General features: G+C 65.8%; 14 protein-coding genes. 10 read left to right on the top strand and 4 right to left on the bottom strand.

Annotated features, from left to right (window positions below):
- Positions 1-90: 90 nt before the first annotated feature.
- From dsbG to dsbD, 3 genes are read right to left on the bottom strand one after another with little or no spacing between them, the layout of a single operon-like run.
- Positions 91-849: a thiol:disulfide interchange protein DsbG gene (dsbG, locus tag IAE33_RS22430; RefSeq protein ID WP_201165274.1), complete on the bottom strand. Its 759-nt coding sequence runs from the start codon at positions 847-849 to the stop codon at positions 91-93.
- Between the two features lies 1 nt (position 850).
- On the bottom strand, positions 851-1,687 hold the full coding sequence (locus IAE33_RS22425) for a TlpA family protein disulfide reductase (protein WP_201165272.1): 837 nt from the start codon (positions 1,685-1,687) through the stop codon (positions 851-853).
- A complete protein-coding gene (gene dsbD, locus IAE33_RS22420; RefSeq protein WP_201165271.1) occupies positions 1,687-3,405 on the bottom strand; it encodes a protein-disulfide reductase DsbD in 1,719 nt (572 codons plus the stop codon). Before dsbD ends, IAE33_RS22425 begins: the two co-directional genes overlap by 1 nt.
- Positions 3,406-3,686: 281 nt before the next feature.
- Here dsbD and IAE33_RS22415 point away from each other — a divergent pair, with 281 nt between their 5' ends.
- The 8 genes from IAE33_RS22415 to IAE33_RS22380 all read left to right on the top strand — a co-directional run bounded on the left by IAE33_RS22415 (position 3,687) and on the right by IAE33_RS22380 (position 13,376).
- A complete protein-coding gene (locus tag IAE33_RS22415; protein WP_201165267.1) occupies positions 3,687-6,518 on the top strand; it encodes a xanthine dehydrogenase family protein molybdopterin-binding subunit in 2,832 nt (943 codons plus the stop codon).
- Entirely contained in the window at positions 6,511-7,047 is a 537-nt protein-coding gene (locus IAE33_RS22410) for a (2Fe-2S)-binding protein (protein WP_201165265.1), read from the top strand. Before IAE33_RS22415 ends, IAE33_RS22410 begins: the two co-directional genes overlap by 8 nt.
- 2 nt (positions 7,048-7,049) lie before the next feature.
- Entirely contained in the window at positions 7,050-8,261 is a 1,212-nt protein-coding gene (locus IAE33_RS22405; protein WP_201165264.1) for a cytochrome c, read from the top strand.
- Positions 8,262-8,264: 3 nt separating this feature from the next.
- A complete protein-coding gene (locus IAE33_RS22400; protein ID WP_201165263.1) occupies positions 8,265-9,236 on the top strand; it encodes an XdhC family protein in 972 nt (323 codons plus the stop codon).
- Positions 9,233-9,796 (top strand): nucleotidyltransferase family protein, encoded by a 564-nt coding sequence (locus IAE33_RS22395; protein ID WP_201165262.1) that lies wholly within the window; start codon positions 9,233-9,235, stop codon positions 9,794-9,796. Before IAE33_RS22400 ends, IAE33_RS22395 begins: the two co-directional genes overlap by 4 nt.
- Before the next feature lie 94 nt (positions 9,797-9,890).
- Complete coding sequence (locus IAE33_RS22390; RefSeq protein WP_201165261.1) at positions 9,891-10,574, top strand: response regulator; 684 nt, start codon at positions 9,891-9,893, stop codon at positions 10,572-10,574.
- Complete coding sequence (locus IAE33_RS22385; protein WP_201165260.1) at positions 10,571-11,893, top strand: ATP-binding protein; 1,323 nt, start codon at positions 10,571-10,573, stop codon at positions 11,891-11,893. Before IAE33_RS22390 ends, IAE33_RS22385 begins: the two co-directional genes overlap by 4 nt.
- Before the next feature lie 91 nt (positions 11,894-11,984).
- Positions 11,985-13,376, top strand: a complete 1,392-nt coding sequence (locus IAE33_RS22380; RefSeq protein WP_201165259.1) for an aspartate aminotransferase family protein — start codon at positions 11,985-11,987, stop codon at positions 13,374-13,376.
- 38 nt (positions 13,377-13,414) lie between these two features.
- Here IAE33_RS22380 and IAE33_RS22375 read toward each other — a convergent pair whose 3' ends face one another.
- Positions 13,415-14,383, bottom strand: coding sequence for a siderophore-interacting protein (locus tag IAE33_RS22375; protein WP_201165257.1), 969 nt, complete (start codon positions 14,381-14,383; stop codon positions 13,415-13,417).
- A gap of 177 nt (positions 14,384-14,560) precedes the next feature.
- Here IAE33_RS22375 and IAE33_RS22370 point away from each other — a divergent pair, with 177 nt between their 5' ends.
- Together IAE33_RS22370 and IAE33_RS22365 are read left to right on the top strand one after the other, a co-directional pair.
- Positions 14,561-22,495 carry a non-ribosomal peptide synthetase gene (locus IAE33_RS22370; RefSeq protein ID WP_201165256.1) on the top strand — a complete coding sequence of 2,645 codons (7,935 nt, stop codon included), beginning with the start codon at positions 14,561-14,563 and terminating at the stop codon, positions 22,493-22,495.
- Positions 22,482-24,392, top strand: a 1,911-nt coding sequence (locus IAE33_RS22365; protein WP_236407234.1) for a condensation domain-containing protein, incomplete at its 3' end; no start/stop codon positions are given. The genes IAE33_RS22370 and IAE33_RS22365, both read left to right, overlap by 14 nt.

The following is a 24,392-nucleotide window of genomic DNA, read 5'->3' as shown; positions in this document are numbered from 1 at the left end:
CGAGCAAAGCTCGCGATGCGCCGCGCGGGCGGCGCTCGGTCTCACAGGCGCAGACCCTGCTGTGGCGAGCACCCAGCGCCCCCCGCCAATTCACCGCTTGCCCAAGATCTTCTCCAGCATCTCAGGCCGTGGTGCACCCTGCTGGCTCTGGATGTTGCCCTGGTCATCCTTGTAGAAAATCGCCGGGGTGGCCTGCAGGCCCATCTCCTGCATCAAGGCCATGTTCCCTGCCAACTTCTGCTGCACGGCAGCGGGCACCTGCTCAAGGGCCTTGAGAGTGCTCGCGCGGCCGGCTTTTTCATGCTGCTGCAGGGCCTTGGCAGGGTCTCTGGCGGCGAGCAGGGCCGCCGATTTGCCGGGGCTGTCTTCGCGGATGATGCCCACCATGATGTGGCGCAACTGGACCTTGCCAGCCTCTACCCACGGGCGCGCCTGCTCCCAGAACATGCTGCAGTACGGGCAGTTCGGGTCGCTGAACAGGTAGACCGTGCGCGGCGCGTCAGCCTTGCCATCGGCGATCCAGGCAGACTGTTCCATCTTGCCCCAGAATGCCTTGGTCATTGGCCCGTACACCAGTTTCTGCAGAGGCTCGGCGGTGAGGTCCTTGCCTTGTTCGTCGAACAGGTTACCCACCAGCACATGCTTGCCGTCCGGGGTCAAATACAAGGCCAGGCCGTTGTTCTGGTACTCGGCCGCATAGCCGCGCATGCCGTTGGGGGCGTCGAAGCTGCCTTTGATGACAGCGCCCTTGGCCTGCAACTGCTGAACGGCTTTGGGCAGGTCTTCGGCATACACGGCAGGGGTGGCCAGCAGGGCCAGGGTCAGGGGCAGCAGTGGGGTGATGCGCATGTCATTTTCCTTGTACGGCAGGCCCGGGCGCAGGGGCCCGGTCGAATGATTCAAGGCCATGACGCAGGCTGGCCCGGGACAGTTCGCCCAGGTGGCTGCCCACCAGCCGGCCATCCGCGTCATAGAAAAGGGTGGTGGGCAGGGCCATGGAGCCCACGCGCTGGGCCAGCAGGCCGGTGCCGTCGAACAGCACGTGGGTCAGGCTCAAGCCCGTGGTTGCGAGAAAGGTGCTGACGTTTTCCGGGGTCTCCCCCTGGTTGACGAACAGAAAGGTCACCTGCGGGTACTCACCCTGGGCCTGCTGCAGCACCGGCATTTCGCGGCGGCACGGCGGGCACCAGGTGGCCCAGATATTGATGACCAGCGGCTTGCCACGGTAGCTGTGCAGCGCCACCGGCTGATCACTGGCATCGCGCAGGGTCAGTTCTGGCAGCTCGGTGCCCTTGCTGTACAGGTGGCCGCCCAAGCTGGCCAGCGCCCAGAACAGGGCGCCGCTGAACAGCGCCCACCCCAGAGGCCGGCGCAACCCGGGCTGGCGCCAGCCCTGCCAGCCAGCCGCCAGCACCATGCCGACCAGGCCGGACCAGAACAGAAAGCCGCCGTCACGGATGTCGATCACCTGCAACGGCTCGTCCTTGTACATCGGCCAGTAGGCCACGACAAAGCCGATACGGGCGCACACCACGCCGACCAGGAACAGGTTGAACAATGCAGATTCGGGGCTTTCGCCACCCCGGCGGGCCACCCACCAGCCAACCACGCTGGCAATGCCCAGCGCCGCCAGCAGCAGCAGGTGGTTGAGGGCCATGGTGAGCGGCCCCAGGGTGACGGTGAGCATCAGCCTTGGCTCCTGGTGTGTGCCCAGTGTTGCACGAACGCCGCTGCATCCACTTCGCCGGTGATGCGCCTGGCGCGGCGCTCGTCGCCTTCAGGGCCAACCCAGATCAGCGTCGGCGGCCCCGGCACCTGGTAGCGCTGCAGCAGGGCCTTGCTGGCGGGGGTGTCTGCGGTGACGTCCAGGCGCAGCAGGTGCACACCTGCCAGCTCGGCCTGTACGTCAGGGCGATTGAACACCTGTTTTTCCATGACCTTGCACGACACGCACCAGTCGGCATAGTAGTCCACCAGCACCCACTGGCCACGGCCCTTGGCAGCGTCCAGTTCGCGTTGCAGGGCTTCTGGGGTGTTGACCGTGACGAAGTGGTCTTCGCCAGCCTGGCTGGCCGCTGGCGCGCCTCCGCCACCCGTGAACGGCCGCAAGGGTTGCCAGAGGTCATCGCCGCCGGCAGCCGCGCCTACCAGCAGCAGCCCACCCCACAGCGCGCCCAGCAGCGGCACGGCGCGCAGGGCCGGCAGGCGCTGCAGCGCCGGCCACGCCGCCCAGGCCAGGGCGATCAGCCAGGCGCCGCTCAACGCCAGCAGCAGGCTGGCCGGCAGCAGGGTACGCAAGATGTACAAGGCCATGGCCAGGAACACGAAACCGAACACGCCCTTGACCAGGTTCATCCAGGCACCTGGGCGCGGCAGGAAGCGGTTGCCCAGGGTCACCAGCAGCAACAGGGGCAGGCCCATGCCCAGCCCCAGGCTGAACAGCACCAGGCCGCCTTGCACCACGTCGCCACTCTGGGCGATGTACAGCAGCGCGCCCGCCAGGGGCGCCGTCATGCAGGGGCCCAGCAGCAGGCCGGACAACGCACCCAGCAGGGCCGCACCGTACAGGTTGCCACCGCGGGTGCCCTGGCCTGCACGGTCCAGGCGGTCGCGCAGGGCAGCGGGCAGTTGCAGCTCGAAGGCACCGAACATCGGCAGGGCCAGGAGCACGAACAAGGCGGCCAGGCTACCCAGCAGCCAGGGCTGTTGCAGCCAGGCCTGCAGGCTGGCGCCCAGCAGGGCGGCCACCACGCCCAAGGCGGCATAGACCAGGGCCATGCTCACCACATAGGCGCCGGCCAGCAGCCAACCCCGGCGCGCGCTGGCGCCATTGCCCAACACCAGCCCGGCCAGTATCGGCAGCATCGGCAACGAGCAGGGCGTGAACGCCAGCAGCAGGCCAAGGCCGAAGAACGCCAGCAAGCCCCAGGCCAGGTTGCCGTCCTGCAGGTTGCTGGCCAGCGCCTGGTCGCTGGCCTGTTCGCCCGCCGGCGTTGCGGCGCTGCCACCCAAGTCGATCAACGTGGTCTGCGGCGGGTAGCACAGGCCGGCGTCCGCGCAGCCCTGCCAGCCTAGGCGCAACTGGCCTCGGGCGCTGGCCGGCAGCACCAGCTCGAGCTGCTCACGGTACACCGTGCTGTCACCAAAGAACTCGTCATTGTGGTTGAGCCCGGGCGGCAACTGCGGGTGCTGCTCAGCCGGCAGGCCGTCGAACTTCAGGCGTTTCTGGTACAGGTAATAGCCGGGCTTGATTTGAAAATACAGGTGCATCTGGCCGTCGGCCTGGCGGTCCTGGGTAAGTACGAACGCCTGCTCGACGGGCAGGAAATCAGGTTTGACGGCGAACGGGTTGGCCTGCAGGGGCCCGGCCAGCAGCACCGTCAGAAACAGCAGAAGAACGCGCATGTGTTTGCCTTGGCAGAATTTCGAATGCGGCCATGCTGGCCCGGGTTTATTAACCCAAGGTTAACCCTTGTCGGCTGGAACGGCAGCCGTGGGAGGGGCCGCCAATGTGAAACACCGCGACACAATGTCAGCTTGACTTTGATTGCGAGCGCAAAATTGGTGTAAAGTTGACGCTTGGGTCAAATTTTTTGTCCTGCATGACTCGGCTCACTGTCCCCCACAGAGCCTTGCACAAGAATCAAAAAAGCATGGGCTGCACGGCGCAGCCCAGAGGATCAAGCATGTCCAACCGTGATATATCCCGGCGCGCCTTCCTGCAAGGCGGGCTGGTTGCTGGTGTCGGCGTGACCATGGCACCCCTTGGCAGCCAGGCATTCGCAGCACTGATGGAGGAGCGCGTTACCGCCTCCCCACAGAAATGGATGAACCATGACGGCAAGGCACGTTTTCGTAACGACGCCTTGTCCAAGGTCTGCGGCAATAAGGTGTTCGCCCGCGATATCCGTGCCAAGGACATGCCCGGCTGGCCTGCCCAGCAGGGCCACGCACTGATGCTGAAAGCTACCCGTGCCGAGCGTATTTACGAAGGCTTTGACCTGAGCCTGCTGGGCGCTGACCTGCAGCCCGACCGCATCGTGGTGGCTGCCGACCTCGAACGCGACGGCATTGCCTGGCCGGAGGCGCACTCCCCAGACCCTTTACTGCCACCGGGCAAGGTCCCGATGTTCATCGGCCACCCGGTGGCGATCCTGATCTGGCACGATTTCGAGCGTTTTCGCCAGGCCAAGCGCACCCTGCAGTTCAACGACCAGGTGATCCGCTATGGCGCCTCGGCAACGCTTTACCAGCGCGACCCTTATGGCAGTTTCCGCTTTGTACGCGTGGCCGGGGCCACGCCGTTCGATGAGGATGAATTCTCAAGCCTGAAGAACGCGCCGCTGTTTCCCACCATCCTCAACCGCAAGCCGGTGTGGACCAAAGCGCCTAACCAGCACGGCGACCTGACCGAGCAGGGTTTGTTCTACGCCAACCGCATGGCAGACCAGTTGGCCAACCCGCCGCAGGGCTGGCTGGTGTTCGACGAGCGCTTCAAAACGCCGTCCATCGAGCCGGCCGCGCTGGAGCCGGATAATGGCAATGGCTGGTACGACGCGGCCAGCGCCACCCTGCATTTCGTGGTGGCCACCCAGTGCCCGTTCGAGGCCGCCCAGGAATGCGTGCACATGATCAAGCCGTCACGCTTCGCCCTGAACCGGCTGAACATGCACCCCGGCTATACCGTGGGTTATGGCTCCAAGGACAACAACATCTTCGTCTTCTACGCCGCCGTTGCCGCGCTGTACGGCGGCGGGGTGCCAATACGCCTGGCCAACGACCGCTACGAGCAGTTCCAGAGCGGTATCAAGCGCCACGCCTTCGACATCCGCTACCAGTTGGCGGTGGACAAGCAAGACAACAGCTTCAAGATCTTCCGCGCCGACATGACCTGCGACGGTGGCGGGCGCATCAATTACAGCCCGTCGGTCGCGGCGGTGGGTGCCACCGCCGCGCAGTCGATCTACTACATGCCGCAGAACGACCTGTCGGTGACCGCCTATCACTCCCGCGCTGTGGAGGCCGGCTCCATGCGCGGCTACGGCACCCTGCAGACCATGGCTGCTACCGAGATGATGGTGGACGAAGTGGCCGGCCGGCTGGGCGTGGATGCCATCGACCTGCGCCGGGCCAACGCGTTGAAGTCGGGCATGAAGAATACCCAGGGCGCGGTACCTGCAGGTGCCTTGCGCCTGTACGAGATTCTCGACAAGGCAGCGCTGCACCCGGCCTGGCGCGAGCGGGCTGCGCGCAAGCAACAGCGCGAGGCCAGCGACCCGGACCACTGGTACGGCACAGGGTTTGCCATCTGCCAGAAAGACTTCGGCACCGGCGCCGAGGCGCCGATGGCCAGTATTGAATTCAGCCGCGAGGGCCGCATCAGCCTGCGCCATATCGGCACCGAGCTGGGTACCGGCATGTCGACCTCCCAGGCGCTGGTCGTCAGCGATTTTCTGGGCCACTCGGCGGACGAGGTGCAGACGGCAGTGACCGAATGGCCGGAGTTGCAGCTCAGTACCAGCGGCAACCCGTACCTGATCACCCAGGCCGAGCAGGACGCTGCCCTGCGCGACCCGCGCTGGGTCGGCAAGCTGGCTTCGCCGTCGTCCGCGACCAACTCGGCGTTCTACTTCAGCCATGCCACCCGCGAAGCGGCACGGGCCCTGTTCAACCACGGCCTGTGGCCGGCGGCCCTGGCCATCTGGCGCCAGGGCCCGTATGGCGGCCAGGCCAACCCGCTGGTGGTGCGCCGGGAAAACGCGGTATGGGTCAATGGCGAACTCACCGGCAATGGCCTGGCGCCCATCCCCTTTGCCCAGCTGGCCGAAAAGGCCCACGCCATGGGCCTGGTGACCGGCGTCAGCGTGCACGGTTTCAACCGCTGGAGCTGGGCCGAGGCCGACTTCGTCATCGACGGTGTGCGTGAGCGCTTCCCGCTGGACGCGCTGGCTGTGAAGTACGGCGAGGGGGCGGTAAACGCCAAGAAGGCGCAGATGACCAGCCATGGCTACCACCTGCTCGACCGGCAGAACCCTGCCTACCCGGTTACCCAACTGAACAACGCCATGGTCACGTACTACAGCCCGGTGGCAACCCTGGTGGAGGTAAAAGTGAACAAAGGCACGCACCAGGTGCAGGTGCTCGACCACCACAGTTGGGTGGAGTGTGGCCGGGTACTGGTACCCGAGCTGGTCAAGGGCCAGCTCGAAGGCGGTATTGCCATGGGCATCGGCCACGCCCTGACCGAGGAAATGCCCCTGTACGAAGGCGGGCCGGGGGAGGGTGACTGGAACTTCAACCGCTACCGCCTCCCGCACGCACGCGACGTGGCGGTGTGGGCGCAAACCAGCGAGATACTGCCGCCGCTGTCACCCACCGACCCGTCCAAGGGCATTGCCGAAGTGGTGATGATCCCGGTGGTCGGCGCCCTCGGCAATGCCGTGGCCCATGCCATCGGCAAGCGCGTGCGCGACCTGCCCATCACCCCAGCCCGTATCCAGGAGGCCCTCAATGGCTAACCGTCCCCTGCAACTGACCCTCAACGGTCAACCGGTCGGCCCCGTCGAAGTCCCGGATGACCTGGCGATGATCGACTACCTGCACGAACACCAGAACCTCACCGGGTCACGCCTGGGCTGCGGCCAGGGTATCTGCCATGCCTGCGTGGTCATTGTCGACAACCCCGACGGCACCTGCGAGGAAGTGCGCACCTGCATCACCGGTGCGCATTATTTCGAGGGCAAGCGGGTGCGCACCATCGAAGGCCATGCCAGCCAGGACCCGGCCGGCAACCTGACGCTGAACCCGATCCAGCAGAAGTTCGTCGACCTGTTTGCATTCCAGTGCAGCTATTGCGCGCCGGGGTTCGTCAACGCCGCTACGGTGCTGGTGGAAACCGCCCAGCGCCAGCCGCTGAAACAGAGCGAAGTGCAGGACCGTATCGAGGCCAGCCTGGGCCACCACCTCTGCCGTTGCACCGGCTATGTGCGCTATTACCAGGCCACCCGTGCGGTGCTCGACGACCTCGGTTTGGTGAAGGAGGGTTGAACATGGGTTGGCTACGGAACACCCTGGCATTCGCCCTGGGGCTCGCACTGGCAGCCCCGGTGCTGGCCGCCGACCCGGCCCAGGTCAAGCGCGGCCAGTACCTGGCACGTGCTGCCGACTGCATGGCCTGCCACACCGCCAAAGGTGGGGCGCCGTTTGCCGGTGGCCTGCCGATCGACTCGCCGTTTGGCACCATTTACGGCAGCAATATCACCCCTGACAAGCAGTACGGCATCGGCAACTACAGCGCTGACGAGTTCTTCGCCGCCCTCACTGAAGGCAAGCGCAAGGACGGCGCCAACCTTTACCCGGCGATGCCCTACACCTCGTACCACCTGATGCGGCGCGAGGACGCCGACGCCATTCTTGCCTACCTGATGACGGTGCCGCCCATCCACCGCCCGGCCCCACAGACGGCGCTGCGCTTTCCGTTCAATGTGCGGCTGGGGCTCAGCGGCTGGAATTTGCTGTATGGCAAAAGCGTGCAGTTGCAGCCAGCGGTGGGCAAAAGCCCCGAATGGCAGCGCGGGCAGTACCTGGTCGAGGTCATGGGCCACTGTGGCGAATGCCATACCCCGCGCAATGCCGTGGGTGCCCTGCAGCAGGGCCAACGCCTGCAGGGCGGCCTGCTCAACGGCTACCTGGCCCCGAGCCTGCTGGCCCAGGACCTGGCCGAGCGGGGCTGGACGCAGCCGGACCTGACCACGTTTCTCAAGCAGGGCATCAGTGCCCAGGGCAGCATGTTCAACGAGATGTTCCCGGTGGTGCACCACAGTACCCAGCACCTGGAGCACGCCGACCTCGCGGCCATGGCCAGCTTCTTGCTGGGTGACCCACCACCGAAGGCCAGGGTGATCGAGCCTGTACCGGCGGCGCAGATGGCCGCCAGTGCCCAGCGTGGCCGCCAGCAGTACCTGAACGTGTGTGCCGGCTGCCACGGTGTGGAAGGCGAGGGCAAGCCGCACATTGCCGTGGCCATGCAAGGCAACACCGTGCTGCGCCAGGGCGACTCGCGTAACCTGGTGAAGGTGATCCTGGACGGCATTGGCGAGCAGCAATTCACCGGCTTCGAGCGCATGCAGCCCATGCCGGGGTTCGCTGACAAACTCGATGAACGCCAGGTGACCGACATGGTCAACTATCTGCGTCAGGCATGGGGTGGCTTGCCCGGTGACTTTAGTGAACAACAGCTGGCCGAGCTGAAGGCGGAGTGAAGCGTGCAGCATCTCGATCTACAGGTGGTTCGCCAGGCGTTGCAGTGGTCGGGTGCCGGCCAGCGTGTCTGGCTGTGCACGGTGCTGGCCACCTACGGTTCGGCGCCTCGTGCGCCGGGTTCGCTGCTGGCGGTGAATGCCGCTGGCCAGTGGCTGGGCTCGTTGTCCGGCGGCTGCGTGGAAGACGATTTTCTCGAGCGGGTGGCCTTGGGCGAATTCCCTGAGCCGGCCGCCATCGTGCGTTATGGCGATGGCAGTGATGCACGCTCGCAGGTGAGCCTGCCGTGCGGCGGGGTGCTGGACGTGCTGGTCGAAAACCTTGCCCCCAGCTGCGAGGTGCAGGGCCACCTGCGGCAACTGGAAAGCGCGCAGCTGGGCCAGCGCCGGGTGCTGCGACAGGTGAGGGTGCCCGAAGGCCTGCAAGGCTTGGCCGACGATCTCAGCCAGGGTCCGCGGGTACAGCGGGAAGGCAACAGCGTGCAACTGCGTGTTGGCGCGGCCCAGCGCTTGCTGCTGGCGGGTTACTCCAGCGTCGCCCAGTACTGCGCCGAGTTCGCCAGGGGCATGGGGTTCGAGGTGGTGCTGTGCGAACCCCGCGAAGAGGTGCTTGCTGGCGTGCACATCGACGGCATCGAGCTGCGCCGCGAGCTGCCGTCCGAATTCATCATCAATGGTGGCTGCCATGCCGACACGGCGGTGGTGGCGCTCACCCACGACCCCAAGATCGATGACCTCGCCATGCTCGAGGCCGTGCGCACCGACGCGTTCTACATCGGCGTGATGGGCTCGCGGGCAACCTCCGACAAGCGTCGGGAACGCCTGCAGCGCATTGGTGGCCTGGGTGCACCGGAGCTGGGCCGTATTCATGCGCCCATTGGCCTGAACCTGGGCAGCAAGACCCCGGCGGAAATCGCCCTGGCGGTGCTCGCCGACGTGCTGCGCGTGCGCAACGGCATCCAGCGGGCTGCCCTGTGACGGTGGTCGCCCTGGTACTGGCGGCCGGGCGTGGCGTGCGCTTTGGCGGCGACAAGCGGCTGGCCGTCATGGCCGACGGCCGGAGCCTGCTGGCGCACAGTGTGGATAACGCCCGGGCAGTGTTCGAGGACGTGCGGGTCGTGCTGCGCGAGGGTGAACGGGCCGAAGCGTTTGGCCTCCCGGCCGATTGCAGGGTCGTCATCAGCCCCGAAGCGGCCTGTGGCATGGGGCACAGCCTCGCCGCCGGTGTGGCTTCGCTGGCAGACAGCCCGGAACAGGCCGTAGCGATTTTGCTGGGCGACATGCCATGGATTGCAACAGCCAGTTTGCGTCGCCTTGCCCAGGCCGCCAGCCCCAGCACCATCGTTGTGCCCTGCCATGACGGGCACAGCGGCCACCCGGTGATCTTTGGCCGCGACCTGTGGCCCGCGCTGCAGCAACTGGCCGGCGACCAGGGCGCACGGGTGATCGTGCAGGCCCACGGCGCACGCCAGGTGCGGGTGCACCTGGATGATGCAGGTGTGCTGCGCGATGTCGACACACCCGGCGCCCTGCAGTAGCCGGCAAAACACCTCAGTGGGCCGCAAAGGGTTCATAATCCCCCCTTAATCCGCCCAAGGTGCAATGCCTGCCACACCATCCGGGAGCCCCACCATGCACGTTCTGCTCTGCGAGGACGATGACCTGATCGCCGCTGGCATCTGCGCCGGCCTTACTGCCCAGGGCCTGACCGTGGACCGTGTGGGCAACGCCGGCGCGGCGCGGGCCATGCTGCAGGCTGCGCAGTTCGACGTGATGATCCTGGACCTTGGCCTGCCCGACGAAGACGGCCTGAAGCTGCTGCGCCGCCTGCGTCAGCAGGGCGAGACGCTGCCCGTGCTGGTGCTCACCGCCCGCGATGCGGTCACCGACCGTGTCGATGGCCTGCAGGCCGGTGCCGATGACTACCTGCTCAAGCCCTTCGACCTGCGCGAGCTGGCGGCGCGCCTGCACACCCTGCTGCGGCGGGTGGCCGGCCGCGCGGTAAACGTGATCGAGCACGGCCCGTTGCGCTACGACCCCAGCAGCTGCGAGGCCACCCTGGCGGGCCAGGCGGTGGACCTGTCGCGCCGTGAGCAGGCACTGCTGCAGGCATTGCTGCAGAACCCCGGGCGCGTGCTGTCCAGCGACCAGCTCAAGGACTGCGTGTACGGTTTCAATGATGAGGTCGAGAGCAACGCCCTCAACGTGCACATCCATCACCTGCGGCGCAAGCTTGGCAACGGTATTGTCGAGACGGTGCGCGGCCTGGGTTACCGGCTGGGCCCGGCGCAGGCGCCGGAAGGGGTAGTATCATGAGCCTGCGGGTACGCCTCAGCCTCATTCTGGGCAGCGCCTTCGTGGTCATCTGGGTGCTGGCGGCCGCCTGGATGCTGCGTGATTTGCGCCAGCAGATGATGTTTTCCCTCGACCAGCGCCTGGTGGCATCGGCGCGCATGGTGGCCGGGCTCATCGACCAGTTGCCGCAACCGCTCAGCGTCAAGGGCGAAGGCACCCACTATGCGGCCGACCAACTCAGCGTGCCGGACGGCATGGCCTGCCAGGTCAGCTCGTTGCGCGGCGAAATCCTGGCGACCAACCACAAGCACGACGGCACCATGGATGACCAGCGCAGCGGCTTCCGTGACCAGACCATCGACGGCGCATCGTGGCGCACCTTTACCTACAACCATGGTGATGTGCGCATCACCACCGCCGACCGGCACCTGGAGCGCGAGGCCCTGAACCAGTCGATTTTGCTGGCCGCTTCGGCGCCGGTGCTCATGGCCCTGCTTGGTAGCCTGGGGCTGCTGTGGATCGGCCTGGGCAAGGGGCTGGAGCCGTTGAACCGCATGCGCGATGCCCTGCGGCGGCGGCGCCCCGACAGCGTCGAGCCGCTGCAGGTAGCCGGTATGCCCAGCGAGCTGCAGCCGCTGCTGGAAACCCAGAACCAGCTGTTTGCGCGCATCGGCCAAACCATCGAACGCGAGCGGCGCCTCACCGATGATGCCGCCCATGAGCTGCGCAGCCCGCTCACGGCCATCAAGACCCACCTGCAGGTGGCGCGCATGACCGATGGCGCCGTGCGCGAGCAGGCGCTGGAGCATGCCGAGCAGGGTACCGACCGCATGCACCGCACCCTGGAGCAGCTGCTGATGCTGGCACGGGTGGAGGGCAGCCTGTCGTTTGACGACGGCATCCAGTGCAGCGCCGAGCAGGTGGCCCGCCAGGCGGTGCAGGATGCAGGTGGCGGCGACAACCGGCGGATCGTGCTGCGTTTGCCCGAAGAAGCCACACAGGTCTACCTGGGCATGCCGGCGCCATTGGCCGTGGCGGCGCTGCGCAACCTGCTGGACAACGCCCTGCGCCATGGCGGCGATCAGGCCGTAGAGCTGGAGGTGCAGATGGCCGATGGGCAGGTGGGCTTCATGGTGCGCGACCATGGCCCAGGCATCGCCGAAGCCGACCTTGAGCACCTCACTGAGCGCTTCTGGCGCAATGGGCAGAGTGGGGGCTGCGGGTTGGGGCTGGCGATTGTCCAGGCCATCGTGCAACGCTGCGCCGGTAGCCTGCGCTTTGACAGCCATGCCGATGGGTTGCGGGTGCTGCTGCAGGTACCGGCGCGCGCCGGGCACTGACAAGAAATCCAGCAACAACCGCTAAATCCTCCTCGCACCCAAGCGTTTCCAAAGCGACAACTGCCCATTCGCTTGCTTGCGAGGATTCACCATGTCCACCGCTACCAGCCTTGCTCAGGTCGCCCCGGCCAATGCGCCGCAGCCCCTGTACGAATTCACCGACTCGCCGCTGCTGCACCGCCAGCAGCAGCAGGAATCCAACGCCCGCAGCTACCCCCGGCGCATCCCGCTGGCGCTCAAGCGGGCGCGGGGTATCCATGTCGAAGACGTCGAAGGCCGCCAGTTCATCGACTGCCTGGCCGGGGCCGGTACCCTGGCGCTGGGGCACAACCACCCGGTGGTGGTCGAAGCGATCCAGCGCGTGCTGGCCGAGGAACTGCCCCTGCACACCCTGGACTTGACCACACCGGTGAAGGACCGCTTCGTCCAGGACTTGTTCGGCGTGCTGCCCGAAGCCTTGCGACGCGAGGCCAAGGTGCAGTTCTGCGGGCCCACCGGCACAGATGCAGTGGAGGCCGCCCTCAAGCTGGTGCGCAGCGCCACCGGCCGCAGCACCATCATCACGTTCCAGGGCGCTTACCACGGCATGAGCCAGGGCGCGCTGAGCCTGATGGGCAGCCTGGGGCCCAAGCAGCCACTGGGTGCGCTGTTGGGCAGCGGCGTGCAGTTCATGCCGTACCCCTACGATTACCGCTGCCCGTTCGGGCTGGGCGGCGAGGCGGGGGTAAAGGCCAACCTGCATTACCTGGAAAACCTGCTGCTCGACCCTGAAAGCGGTGTACCGCTGCCGGCAGCGGTAATCCTTGAAGTGGTGCAGGGCGAAGGCGGGGTGATCCCCGCGGACATCGAATGGCTCAAGGGCGTACGCCGCATCACCGAGCAGGCCGGGGTGGCGCTGATCGTCGACGAAATCCAGAGCGGCTTTGCCCGCACCGGGCGCATGTTCGCGTTCGAACACGCCGGCATCGTGCCGGACGTGGTCACCTTGTCCAAGGCCATCGGTGGCAGCTTGCCGCTGGCCGTGGTGGTGTACCGCGACTGGCTGGACACCTGGAAGCCAGGCGCCCATGCCGGCACCTTCCGCGGTAACCAGATGGCCATGGCGGCCGGCTCGGCCGTGCTCGACTACCTGGTGGAGCATCGCCTGGCCGACCACGCCGAGGCCATGGGCCAGCGGTTGCGCGGGCACCTCACCACCTTGCAGAAGGATTACCCGCAACTGGGCGATATCCGTGGCCGCGGGCTGATGCTGGGGGTGGAGTTGGTCGACCCTGACGGTGCAAGGGATGCCCAAGGGCACCCGCCCGCCCACCGGGCGCTGGCACCCCGGGTGCAGCGCGAGTGCCTCAAGCGTGGCCTGATTCTGGAGCTGGGCGGCCGCCATGGCGCGGTGGTGCGCTTTTTGCCGCCGCTGATCATCAGTGGCGAGCAGATTGATGAAGTGGCACGGCGCTTTGCCGATGCCCTGGTCGCGGCTGTCTGAGCCCGTACCGGGGGCCATGCGCCCCCGGTGGTGGCGCGTCAGTCGAAGGTTCGCCCGGCGCGCCAGTAACCCATCAAGGTCAGGCAATCGCGCGGCAGGCCGCGCTCCTTGATCAGGTAGCGGCGTATGTCCATCACCGTGCCTGACTCCCCTGCCACCCAGGCATGGAACGCGCTGCGTTTGCCGCTGGCCTGCTCCCACAGGATGCGGGTGTCGATGTCCACGTCTTCAAGCTTTGCCGGTGCTGCCGTCAGCCCGTGCGGCAGGCTTGCCAGTTCGCGCACGGCATGCAGCATGGCCTGCCCTTGTGCACAGCCCAGCAGGTCGCGCGGCAGCCAGTGCAACTGAACGGCACTGCCATGCACAAGCGCCAGGCAATCGGCCTCCAGCGGCACCTCGATGAACGCCTGTACCGCCAGGTCGGGTTGCGTCAGGGCCAGCGCTTCGAGCACGCCGGCAATCGCCGGCAGCGCGGTTTCATCGCCTATCAGCAAAACAGTGCGTACACCCTGTGGTGGCTTCCATTCGTAACCCCCTGGGTCGCCTTCGTAGGCCAGGTTGGGCGCCAGCATCTGCAGGCAATCGCCCACCTGCGCCTGGGTGGCCCAGGCCGAGGCCGGGCCGTTGACGCCGTGCAGGACGAAGTCCACGTCCACCTCCAGCGCCTCCCGGCGCAGGGCGCGGATGGTGTAGGTGCGCATGGGCGGGCGGGCGGCTTCCGGCAGTTTTTTGCGCGCCTCGTTCCAGTGGCTGCCGTGCGGCAGGGTGGGCAGGCTGCCGTCGGCAGCCGGGAAGAACAACTTGACCCGCTGGTCGGGCCCGGTGCGTTGCATGCTGCCGACATCGGGCCCGGTAAATACCAAGCGGCAGAGCGAGGGGCTGAGCGTGACCTTGTCGACCAGTTGCAGGTCGAACATCCGGTAAGCGCTGGGCTTTTGCACCAGGCCGGTGGCCAGCCTGCGCAGGCCGCGCTGCATGGCAGTGGCGAGAGTGGAAGTGGTGGACATGGCAAGTCCTTTGGGATCGGGTTCACCGATTGGACGAAGCCTGCGCCGGACAATTTAGCGTCACGCCGGCCCGGTTGACCGGCTCTGGCCGGCCAACGCTAATTTTTCCGGCTTGGGTTCGTTCTATAGGGACGACCTGTCATCGGGTTATTCGACCCACGCTCCGGATGCCAAGAAATGAATGCTGAAGACGCCCTGAAACTCGCTCGCCGGTTCATCGGCCTGCCCGCGGAAAAACGCCAGGTGTTCCTGGCGGCGCTACGCAAGGAAGGGGTGGATTTCTCCCAGTTCCCCATCCCTAGGGATATAGAGGCCCAGGACCGTCAGGCCCTGTCCTATGCTCAGCAGCGGATGTGGTTTCTCTGGCACCTGGACCCGCACAGCGGCGCCTACAACCTACCCGCCGCGGTGCGCTTGAAAGGGGCGCTCAACCCTCAGGCGCTGGAGCAGGCGTTTGCCAGTCTGGTCGAACGTCACGAAACCCTGCGTACGGTATTTCGCCAATTGCCAGACGACAGCCTGTGCCAGGTGCCCTGCGAGCAGGCGCTGACCATAGCCTGGCGCGACCTCGGCGCGCTGTCGCCCGAGCAGCGCGAAGCCGAAGTGGCCGCCGAGGCCGAGGCCCAGGCGCAACAGCCATTCGACCTGGCTAACGGCCCACTGCTGCGGGTACGCCTGCTACGTTTGGCCGAACAGGAGCACGTGCTGCTGTTGACCCTGCATCACATTGTGTCTGACGGCTGGTCGATGACTGTGCTGATCGATGAGTTCTGCCGTTTCTACGACGCCCATGATCAAGGTGACCAGCCGCGACTGGCGGCACTGCCGGTGCAGTACAGCGACTATGCCTTGTGGCAGCGCCGTTGGCTGGAGGCGGGCGAGCAGCAGCGCCAGCTGGATTACTGGAGGGCGCAGCTGGGTGATGAACACCCCGTGCTGGAACTGCCCAGTGACCATCCGCGCCCGGTGCAGCCGACTTACGCGGGGCGCCGCCACCAGTTGGCCCTGGATGAGCAACTGGTCGAGCAGGTGCGCGTATTGTCCCGCCAGCAGGGGGTGACCCTGTTCATGCTGCTGCTGGGGGCATTCAACATTGTCCTGCACCGCTACAGCGGCCAGGGCGACCTGCGCATCGGCGTACCCGTCGCCAACCGCAACCGCAACGAGACAGAGGGCCTGATCGGCTTTTTCGTCAACACCCAGGTATTACGTAGCCAGCTTGACGGCATGACCTCGGTGGCCGAGATGCTGGCTGATATCAAAGACACCTGCATGGGCGCCCAGGATCATCAGGACCTACCGTTCGAATGCCTGGTGGACGCCCTCAAGCTTGAACGCAGCCTGAGTTACAACCCGTTGTTCCAGGTGATGTACAACCACCAGCCGGAAGTGGCTGACGTCACCCGCCTGACGGTGGGCAAGGACCTGGAACTGAGCGTCATCGAGTGGGAAAGTCGCACCACCCAATTCGATCTGAGCCTGGACACCTTTGAGCAGGGTGGCCGCTTGAATGCCGCCTTCACCTACGCCTGTGACCTGTTCGAAGCGCCGACCATCGAGCGCCTGGCCCGGCACTGGCAAAGCGTGTTGCGGGCGATGGTCGCCAACCCGGCCCAGCGCATCGGCGACATTGCACTGCTGGACCCGCAGGAATACCAGCAGGTGGTGGAGGGCTGGGGCCGCAACGAGGCTCGATACCCCAACGAGCTGACGGTGCATGAGTTGTTCGAGATCCAGGCCGCCCGTGCGCCTGAGGCAGTCGCGCTGGTTTTCGAGGGCCGGCAGTTGTCTTACGGGGAACTCAATGCCAGGGTCAATCGCCTGGCCCGCACCCTGGTCGACCGTGGCGTGGGCCGTGAGGTGTTGGTCGGCATCGCCCTGGAGCGAGGCCTGGACATGGTTATCGGCCTGCTGGCGGTGCTCAAGGCCGGTGGCGGTTACGTGCCACTCGACCCTCAATACCCGGCCGACCGCCTGCAGTGCATGATCGAAGACAGCGGCAGCCGCCTGGTCCTGACCCAGGACAGCCTGCTGCAGCGGTTGCCGCTGCCCCAGGGTGTGCAAACCCTCTGCCTGGACCATCAGGAAGCCTGGGCACAGAGCGACGACAGCGACCTGGCCAACCGCGCCTTGCCCGGTAACCTGGCCTACGTCATGTTCACCTCCGGCTCCACCGGCCGGCCCAAAGGCGTCGGTATCAGCCACCGTGCGCTGGTGCGCCACGCCCACGTGTCGCTGGGCTTCTTCGAGCTGAGCGCTGCCGACCGGGTGCTACAGTTCGCCACCTTCAACTTCGACGGCTTCGTCGAACAGCTCTACCCGGCATTGATCTGCGGTGCCTCGGTGGTGATCCGCGGTAGTGAGATCTGGGACGCCGAAACCCTCTATCGCCAACTGGTCGAGCAACGCATCAGCGTAATGGACCTGACCACCGCCTACTGGCACATGCTGGCCAAGGAATTCGCCACCGTCGGCCCGCGTGACTATGGCGTACTGCGCCAGGTGCACGGGGGTGGCGAAGCGATGCCGCCGGAAGGCCTGCTGGCCTGGCGTCAGGCCGGGCTGGGCCATGTGCGCTTGCTCAACACCTACGGCCCGACCGAGGCGACGGTCACCGCCACTACCCTCGATTGCGACGACTATGTGCAAGGCAAGCGCCTGATCCCGCTGACCCTGCCGATCGGCTCCGTTCTACCAGGGCGCAATATCCTGGTGCTGGACGACAATGGCTTGCCGGCGCCGGTAGGGGTGGTCGGCGAACTGGTGATCGGGGGTGAGTTGCTGGCGCGTGGGTACTTCCAGCGTCCAGGGTTGAGCGCCGAGCGTTTCATCCCTGACCCGTACAGCGGTGCTGGCGCACGCCTGTACCGCACGGGCGACCTGGCCCGTTTCAATGCCGAAGGGGTGATCGAGTACGCCGGTCGAATCGACCACCAGGTGAAGATCCGAGGTTTCCGTATCGAGCTGGGTGAGATCGAAGCGCGTCTGCTGGAGCGCGATGAAGTAGCCGATGCCTTGGTACTGGCGGTACCGGGTGCCCATGGCCTGCAACTGGTGGGCTATGTGGTGCCGGCCGAGCGCGACCTGGTCGACGCCGATCCGGCCACCCAGGTTGCCCTGCGCGAAACCATTCGCAGCGGCTTGCAAGCGCATCTGCCCGACTACATGGTGCCGGCGCAGTTGCTGCTGCTGGCCCAGTTCCCCCTCAGCCCCAACGGCAAGCTCGACCGCAAGGCCCTGCCACGCCCCGATGCCAACGAGATGCAGCGCAGCCACGTGGCGCCACGCACTGCGCTGGAACAGCGAATCGCGGCCATTTGGCAAGATGTGCTCAAGCGCGAGCAGGTCGGTGTCACCGACAACTTCTTCGAGCTGGGCGGCGACTCGATCATGTCGATCCAGGTGGTCAGCCGTGCCCGTCAGGCCGGTTTGCTGTTCAGCCCCAAGGACCTGTTCCAGCATCAGACCGTACAGGGCCTGGCCAGTGTCGCTCGCCAGGGCGAGGAGGGTGTAGTGATCGCCCAGGGCCCGGTGCACGGGCCGCTGGAGTTGTTGCCGATTCAGTGCGATTTCTTTGCCCAGCCCATTGTGGCGCGCCACCACTGGAACCAGGCATTGCTGTTGCAACCGAAGCAAGCCTTGCAGGCTGATGCCCTGCGCCAGGCACTGGGATCGATCGTTACCCATCACGACGTGTTGCGCTCGCGCTTCCTGGAACAGGCGGGGTGCTGGCAAGCACGGATCGCCGCGCCGATCTCGGGCGATGAAGACCTGTTATGGGTGCACGAGGGTGTGTCCCTTGGGCAGCTTGTCGAAGTGAACGCCCAGGCGCAGGCCAGCTTGAACCTTGCCCAGGGTCCACTGTTGCGTGCGGTACTGACGACGCTGGACGATGGTAGCCAGCGCCTGCTACTGGCTATTCACCATCTGGTCGTGGATGGTGTGTCCTGGCGCATCCTGCTGGAGGACCTGCAACAGGCGTACAGCCAGTCGCTGCAAGGCCTGCCGGTGCAACTACCAGCCAAGACCAGCTCGGTCCAGGCTTGGGCCGAGCGCCTGAGCGCATGGGCACAAACCCAGGCCATGCAGGACGAGCTGGGCTATTGGGCCGGCGTATTGCGCGATGCCCCCCTCGACCTGCCGTGCGATCGCCCGCAGGGCAGCCTGCGAAGCCGTCACCGCCAGGTGGTCCGCAGCCGTCTTGATCGCCAGGCCACCCGCCAACTGTTGCAGCAGGCGCCTGCCGCCTACCGCACCCACGTCAATGACCTGCTGCTCACCGCCCTGGCCCGAACCCTGTGTGGCTGGACCGGCCATGCCGACGCCCTGATCCAGCTCGAAGGCCATGGCCGTGAGGACTTGTTCGCCGCAATCGACCTGAGCCGTAGCGTGGGCTGGTTCACCAGCCTGTTCCCGGTACGCCTCACAGCCCACGACGACGTGGCGGCCAGCCTCAAGGCCATCAAGGAACAACTGCGCGCGGTGCCGGCCAAAGGCCTGGGCTTCGGCGTGCTGCGCTACCTTGGCCCACAGCCGGTGCGCGATACCCTCGCGGCACTGCCGCAGCCACGCGTGACCTTCAACTATCTGGGGCAGTTTGACGCCAGTTTCGACGAAGGTGCGCTGCTGGTGCCCGCCCACGAAGGCGCTGGTGCCGAATTGAGCGAAGATGCACCGCTGGGTAACTGGCTGGAGGTGGAGGGCCAGGTCTACGACGGTGAATTGGAGATGCGCTGGACCTTCAGCAGTGCACAGTTCGACACCGCTACCATCGACCACCTGGCCGCCAGCTTCGATGAGCAGCTACGCGCCTTGGTCGAGCATTGCTGCCAGCCCGGGTCCATGGGTATCACGCCGTCCGACTTCCCGCTGGCGGGCATCGACCAGGCCCAGCTGGATGCGCTTGAGGTGCCGGCCAGCCAGGTCGAGGATATCTATCCGCTGTCGCCCATGCAGCAGGGCATGTTGTTCCACAGCCTGCTGGAGCAGGGCAGCGGCGAGTACGTCAACCAGTTGTGCGTAGATGTGGATGGCCTTGACGTCGAACGTTTCCGCGGCGCATGGCAGGCGGCGATGGATAGCCACGGTATCTTGCGCAGCGCCTTCGTCTGGCAAGGCGGCGGCCAGCAGTTGCAGATCATCCATCGCCACCTGCCGCTGGATTTCACCTGCGTTGACTGGCGCGGTAGCGGTGACCTGGACGGCGCCCTGCAGGCACTGGCCGAGCAGGACCGCGCCCGTGGCTTCGAGTTGTCGCGCCCCGGCTTGCTGCGCCTGACGCTGGTGCGTACCGGCGTACATCGTCATCACCTTATGTTCACCCACCATCATATCCTCATGGACGGCTGGAGCAGCTCGCAGTTGCTGGGTGAGGTGATGCAGCGATACCACGGCAAGGCGTCCGAGCGCCCGCTGGGGAGTTATCGCGACTACATCCAGTGGCTGCAGCAGCGCGATGCGCAGAGCAGCGAGCGCTTCTGGAAAGAGCGCCTGGCGGCGTTCGAGGCGCCGACGCTGCTGGTCCGGACAGGCGCCGAGCCTGCCAGCAGCAGCGGCCACGAGCTGTTGCACCATGATTTCGACGAGGCCGCGACCCAGCGCCTGAACGCCTTCGCGCGGCAGCAGAAAGTTACCCTCAACACATTGGTGCAAGCTGCCTGGCTGTTGCTGTTGCAGCGTTACACCGGCCAGGATTGCGTCACCGTTGGCACTACCGTGGCCGGTCGCCCGGCTGATCTGCCGGGGGTGGAAAACCAGTTGGGGTTGTTCATCAATACCCTGCCCCTGGCCGCCAGCCCGCACCCGCAACAAACCGTGGCGCAGTGGCTGCATACCCTGCAGGACCTGAGCCTGGCCATGCGCGAGCACGAACACAGTGCCCTGTTCGAAGTGCAGGGCTGGGTCGGCCATAGCGGTGAGGCCCTGTTCGACAACATCCTGGTGTTTGAAAACTTCCCGGTTTCCGAGGCGCTGGAGCGCGGAGCACCGCAGGGCCTGAAGTTCGGTCCGGCCAGACACAGTGACCTGACCAGCTACCCACTGACCCTGGGCGTGACCCAGGGTGAGCGCCTGGCGCTGCACTACAGCTTCGACCTGGCATACTTCAGCGCCGAGCGCATCCGCCGCATCAATGGCCACATGGCACAGCTGCTCGACGCCCTGGCGCAAAACCCACAGCGCGCCCTTGGCGAGCTAGGCATGCTCACTGCGCCCGAACAGGAGCAGGTGGTCGAACAGTGGAACGCCACCGTCGCCGACTACCCGCTGGACATCTGTGTACATACGTTGATCGAAGCCCAGGCGCGCAAGACGCCAGATGCCGTGGCTCTGGTGTTCGGCGAGCGTCAGCTGAGCTATCGCGAGCTGGATCAGCAGGCCAACCAACTGGCCCATCAACTGATCGAGCAGGGCGCGGGCCCGGACGTATTGGTCGGCATCGCCGCCCAGCGTAGCGTGGAGATGGTCCTTGGCCTGTTGGCGGTGCTCAAGGCCGGTGCTGCCTACGTGCCGCTGGACCCCGAATACCCCCGCGAACGCCTGGCCTACATGTTCGATGACAGCCGTATGGCGTTGCTGCTGACACAGACCGAGGTGCTGCCACAATTGCCGCTGCCAGCGGGTTTGCGTGCACTGTGTCTCGACCGGCAGACTCACCTGAACTACCCGCTGACTGCGCCCCAGGTGCAGCTTGAGCCGGAAAGCCTGGCTTATGTGATCTACACCTCCGGCTCCACCGGTAACCCCAAGGGCGCAGGCAACCGCCACAAGGCGCTGACCAACCGGCTGTGCTGGATGCAGCAGGCCTACGGCCTGGATGCCACGGACGCGGTGTTGCAAAAAACCCCATTCAGCTTCGACGTTTCGGTGTGGGAGTTCTTCTGGCCGCTGATGGCCGGTGCCCGCCTGGTGGTCGCGGCGCCGGGCGATCATCGCGAGCCGGCACGGCTGGTGCGGTTGATCGAGCAGCAGGGCATCACCACCCTGCACTTCGTACCGTCGATGTTGCAGGTGTTCCTGCAGGATGAAGGCGTGTCGCGTTGCACCAGCCTTACACGCATCGTCTGCAGCGGTGAGGCGCTGCAGGTGGATGCCCAGCAGCAGGTGTTCGCCAAGTTGCCGAATGCCGGGCTCTACAACCTCTATGGCCCTACCGAGGCTGCCATCGACGTCACCCACTGGACTTGCCGCGACGAAGGCCTGGACAGCGTGCCGATCGGGCAGCCCATCGCCAACCTGGGCACCTATGTGCTGGCTGACGACCTGTCGCCGTTACCGGCGGGGTTGGTGGGCGAGTTGTACCTGGGCGGTGAAGGCCTGGCGCGGGGTTACCACCGTCGTCCGGGGCTGACCGCCGAGCGCTTCGTCGCCAGCCCGTTCGGTAATGGCCAGCGGCTGTACCGCACCGGCGACCTGGCCCGCCAGCGCGCCGATGGGGTGCTCGAGTACATGGGGCGTATCGACCATCAGGTGAAGATCCGCGGCCTGCGTATCGAACTGGGCGAGATTGAGGCGCGCCTGCTGGAACAGCCTGAAGTGCGTGAAGCCGCAGTGCTGGCCGTGGGCAGTGGTGCCGACGTGCAACTGGCGGGCTATGTGGTGCCTGCTGCGCTGGACAGCGCCGATGAGGTCGCACAGGCCCTGTTACGCGACGTACTCAGGGCCCGCCTGAAGGCGCTGCTGCCCGAATACATGGTACCTACCTACCTGTTGTTGCTCGACCGCCTGCCACTGAGCCCTAACGGCAAACTCGAACGCAAAGCGCTGCCGAGCGTGGCTCCAGGTCAGGGGCGGGTCGCCCACCGGCCACCTGTTGATGAGACCCAGCGCCAGTTGGCCGGCCTATGGTGCGAGGTGCTCGGTGTGCCCGAAGTGGGCCTGGACGATGACTTCTTCGAACTTGGCGGGCACTCGCTGCAGGTAGTCATGCTGCTGTCGCGCATTCGCAACGCATTTGGCATCGAACTGCCTATCAAGGCATTCCAAGGATTGCGCAAGCTCGTCGATTTGGCGGATTACCTTGAAGGTGCCGCGGCCGGGCAGGCATCCACTGACGAACTCGACCTGATCTTCGACGCGCTCGATGAACTGGAGGAAAACAATGCTCAAGCCTGATCCAGCACGTTCCCAGGAACTGATTGAACGCATCCGGGGGCTGGACGGCAACAAGCGCCAGCAACTGTACCGCAAACTGCACCAGGCGGGTGTCAACGTCGCCCGCCTGCCGATCGTGCCCGCACGCGAAAGCGGCTTGTTACCGCTTTCCTACGCACAGCAGCGCCAGTGGTTCTTGTGGCTGCTCGAACCACAATCGGCGGCCTACAACATCTGTACGGCGCTACGGCTCAAGGGTGAGTTCGAGGCTGGCGCCCTGGAACAGGCATTGCAGGGGCTGATCGCACGCCAGGCAAGTTTGCGAACCCGCTTCGTCGAGGAGGATGGCCAGGCTTGGCAGCGCATTCTGACGCCGCAAGAACTGGCTTTTGCAGTGCAGCATCGGAAGGCGGGCGAGGCAAACCCGACGCAGGCCATCGAGGCATGCGTGGCCGAACAGGCCAAGCGTCCGTTCGAGCTCACGGCGCAACCGTTGATTCGCGCCTGCCTTTTGCAGTTGGCCAGTGACGATCATGTACTGGTGCTGACCTTGCACCACATCATCACCGATGGCTGGTCGATGGGTGTGCTGGTCGAGGAACTGCTGGCGCTCTACCAAGCCGCCTGCCTGGGCACCGTGGCGCAGTTGCCCGAATTGTCGATCCAGTATGCCGACTACGGCATGTGGCAGCGCCAATGGCTGGAGGCCGGCGAGCGTGAGCGTCAACTGGCCTACTGGCAAGCGCAACTTGGGCGCGAACAGACAGTGTTACCGCTGCCGCTGGACCGCCCGCGCCCGGCAGTACAAAGCTTGCGCGGCGCGAGCCTGGGCGTGCACCTGCCCGCAGCGCTGCGTGATAGCCTGCGGCAGTTGGCCCGGCAACAGGATGTATCGTTGTTCACCGTACTGCTGGCCAGCTTCCAGGTTTTGCTGCATCGCTACAGCGGTCAGGCCGATATCCGAGTTGGCGTACCCAATGCCAACCGCAACCGAGCCGAGGCCGAGCGCCTCATCGGCCTGTTCGTCAACACCCAGGTTTTCAAGGGCCTGCTCGATGGCCCGCTTCCGTTTGACGCCTTCCTGCATGCGGTGCACCTGACCGGGCAGGATGCGCAGGCTCATCAGGACCTGCCGTTCGAGCAACTGGTGGAGGCTTTGCAGCCAGAGCGCAACCTCAGCCATAACCCACTGTTCCAGGTGATGTTCAACCACCAGGACAGCCGCCGGCTGGGCCAGGTAGGTAACGGCCTGGCAGTGGAAGCACTGCAGTGGGACAACCACACCGCACAGCTGGACCTGACGCTGGACACTGTCGAGTCTGCCGAAGGCCTGTCGGCCAACCTGACCTACGCGACCGATTTGTTCGACCGTGCCACCATCGAGCGCCTGGCCGAGCACTGGCAGAACCTGCTGCAGGCCATCGTCGCCAACCCCCGGCAACCGGTGGGCGAGTTGCCGATGCTGGGCGCGGCCGAGCAGGAGCGCATTGTCGTGCAGTGGAATGCCACCGCGACCGACGTCTACCCGCTGGACGCCTGCGTCCACACCCTGATCGAGGTCCAGGCGCAAAGGACCCCGGACGCCGTGGCCCTGGTGTTCGGCGAGCGCCAGCTGAGCTACCGCGAGCTGGACCAGCAGGCCAACCAGCTGGCGCACCAGTTGATCGAACAGGGCGTGGGCCCCGACGTCCTGGTGGGCATCGCCGTGGAGCGCAGCCTGGAGATGGTGCTGGGCCTGGTGGCGGTGCTCAAGGCCGGTGGCGCCTACGTGCCGCTGGACCCGGAATACCCCCGTGACCGTCTGGCCTACATGTTCGAAGACAGCGGCATCGAACTGTTGCTGACCCAGTCGCACCTGCGTGCCCAGCTGCCGGTACCGGATGCAGTGCGCGTGCTGAACCTGGACGGGCAGGGCCAC

Origin of the sequence: Pseudomonas sp. S60 (assembly GCF_016647865.1) — a bacterium.
In the GTDB taxonomy this organism is placed as follows: Bacteria; Pseudomonadota; Gammaproteobacteria; order Pseudomonadales; family Pseudomonadaceae; genus Aquipseudomonas; species Aquipseudomonas parafulva.
This window is presented reverse-complemented; position numbering and strand designations above follow the sequence as displayed.

Bases quoted from the DNA above. Each gene is read 5' to 3' on its own strand.
- IAE33_RS22415 (WP_201165267.1), top strand. From the start codon at position 3,687: ATGTCCAACCGTGATATATCCCGGCGCGCCTTCCTGCAAGGCGGGCTG.
- IAE33_RS22410 (WP_201165265.1), top strand. From the start codon at position 6,511: ATGGCTAACCGTCCCCTGCAACTGACCCTCAACGGTCAACCGGTCGGC.
- IAE33_RS22390 (WP_201165261.1), top strand. From the start codon at position 9,891: ATGCACGTTCTGCTCTGCGAGGACGATGACCTGATCGCCGCTGGCATC.
- IAE33_RS22375 (WP_201165257.1), bottom strand. From the start codon at position 14,383: ATGTCCACCACTTCCACTCTCGCCACTGCCATGCAGCGCGGCCTGCGC.
- IAE33_RS22405 (WP_201165264.1), top strand. From the start codon at position 7,050: ATGGGTTGGCTACGGAACACCCTGGCATTCGCCCTGGGGCTCGCACTG.
- IAE33_RS22425 (WP_201165272.1), bottom strand. From the start codon at position 1,687: ATGCTCACCGTCACCCTGGGGCCGCTCACCATGGCCCTCAACCACCTG.
- IAE33_RS22380 (WP_201165259.1), top strand. From the start codon at position 11,985: ATGTCCACCGCTACCAGCCTTGCTCAGGTCGCCCCGGCCAATGCGCCG.
- IAE33_RS22370 (WP_201165256.1), top strand. From the start codon at position 14,561: ATGAATGCTGAAGACGCCCTGAAACTCGCTCGCCGGTTCATCGGCCTG.
- IAE33_RS22385 (WP_201165260.1), top strand. From the start codon at position 10,571: ATGAGCCTGCGGGTACGCCTCAGCCTCATTCTGGGCAGCGCCTTCGTG.
- dsbG (WP_201165274.1), bottom strand. From the start codon at position 849: ATGCGCATCACCCCACTGCTGCCCCTGACCCTGGCCCTGCTGGCCACC.
- dsbD (WP_201165271.1), bottom strand. From the start codon at position 3,405: ATGCGCGTTCTTCTGCTGTTTCTGACGGTGCTGCTGGCCGGGCCCCTG.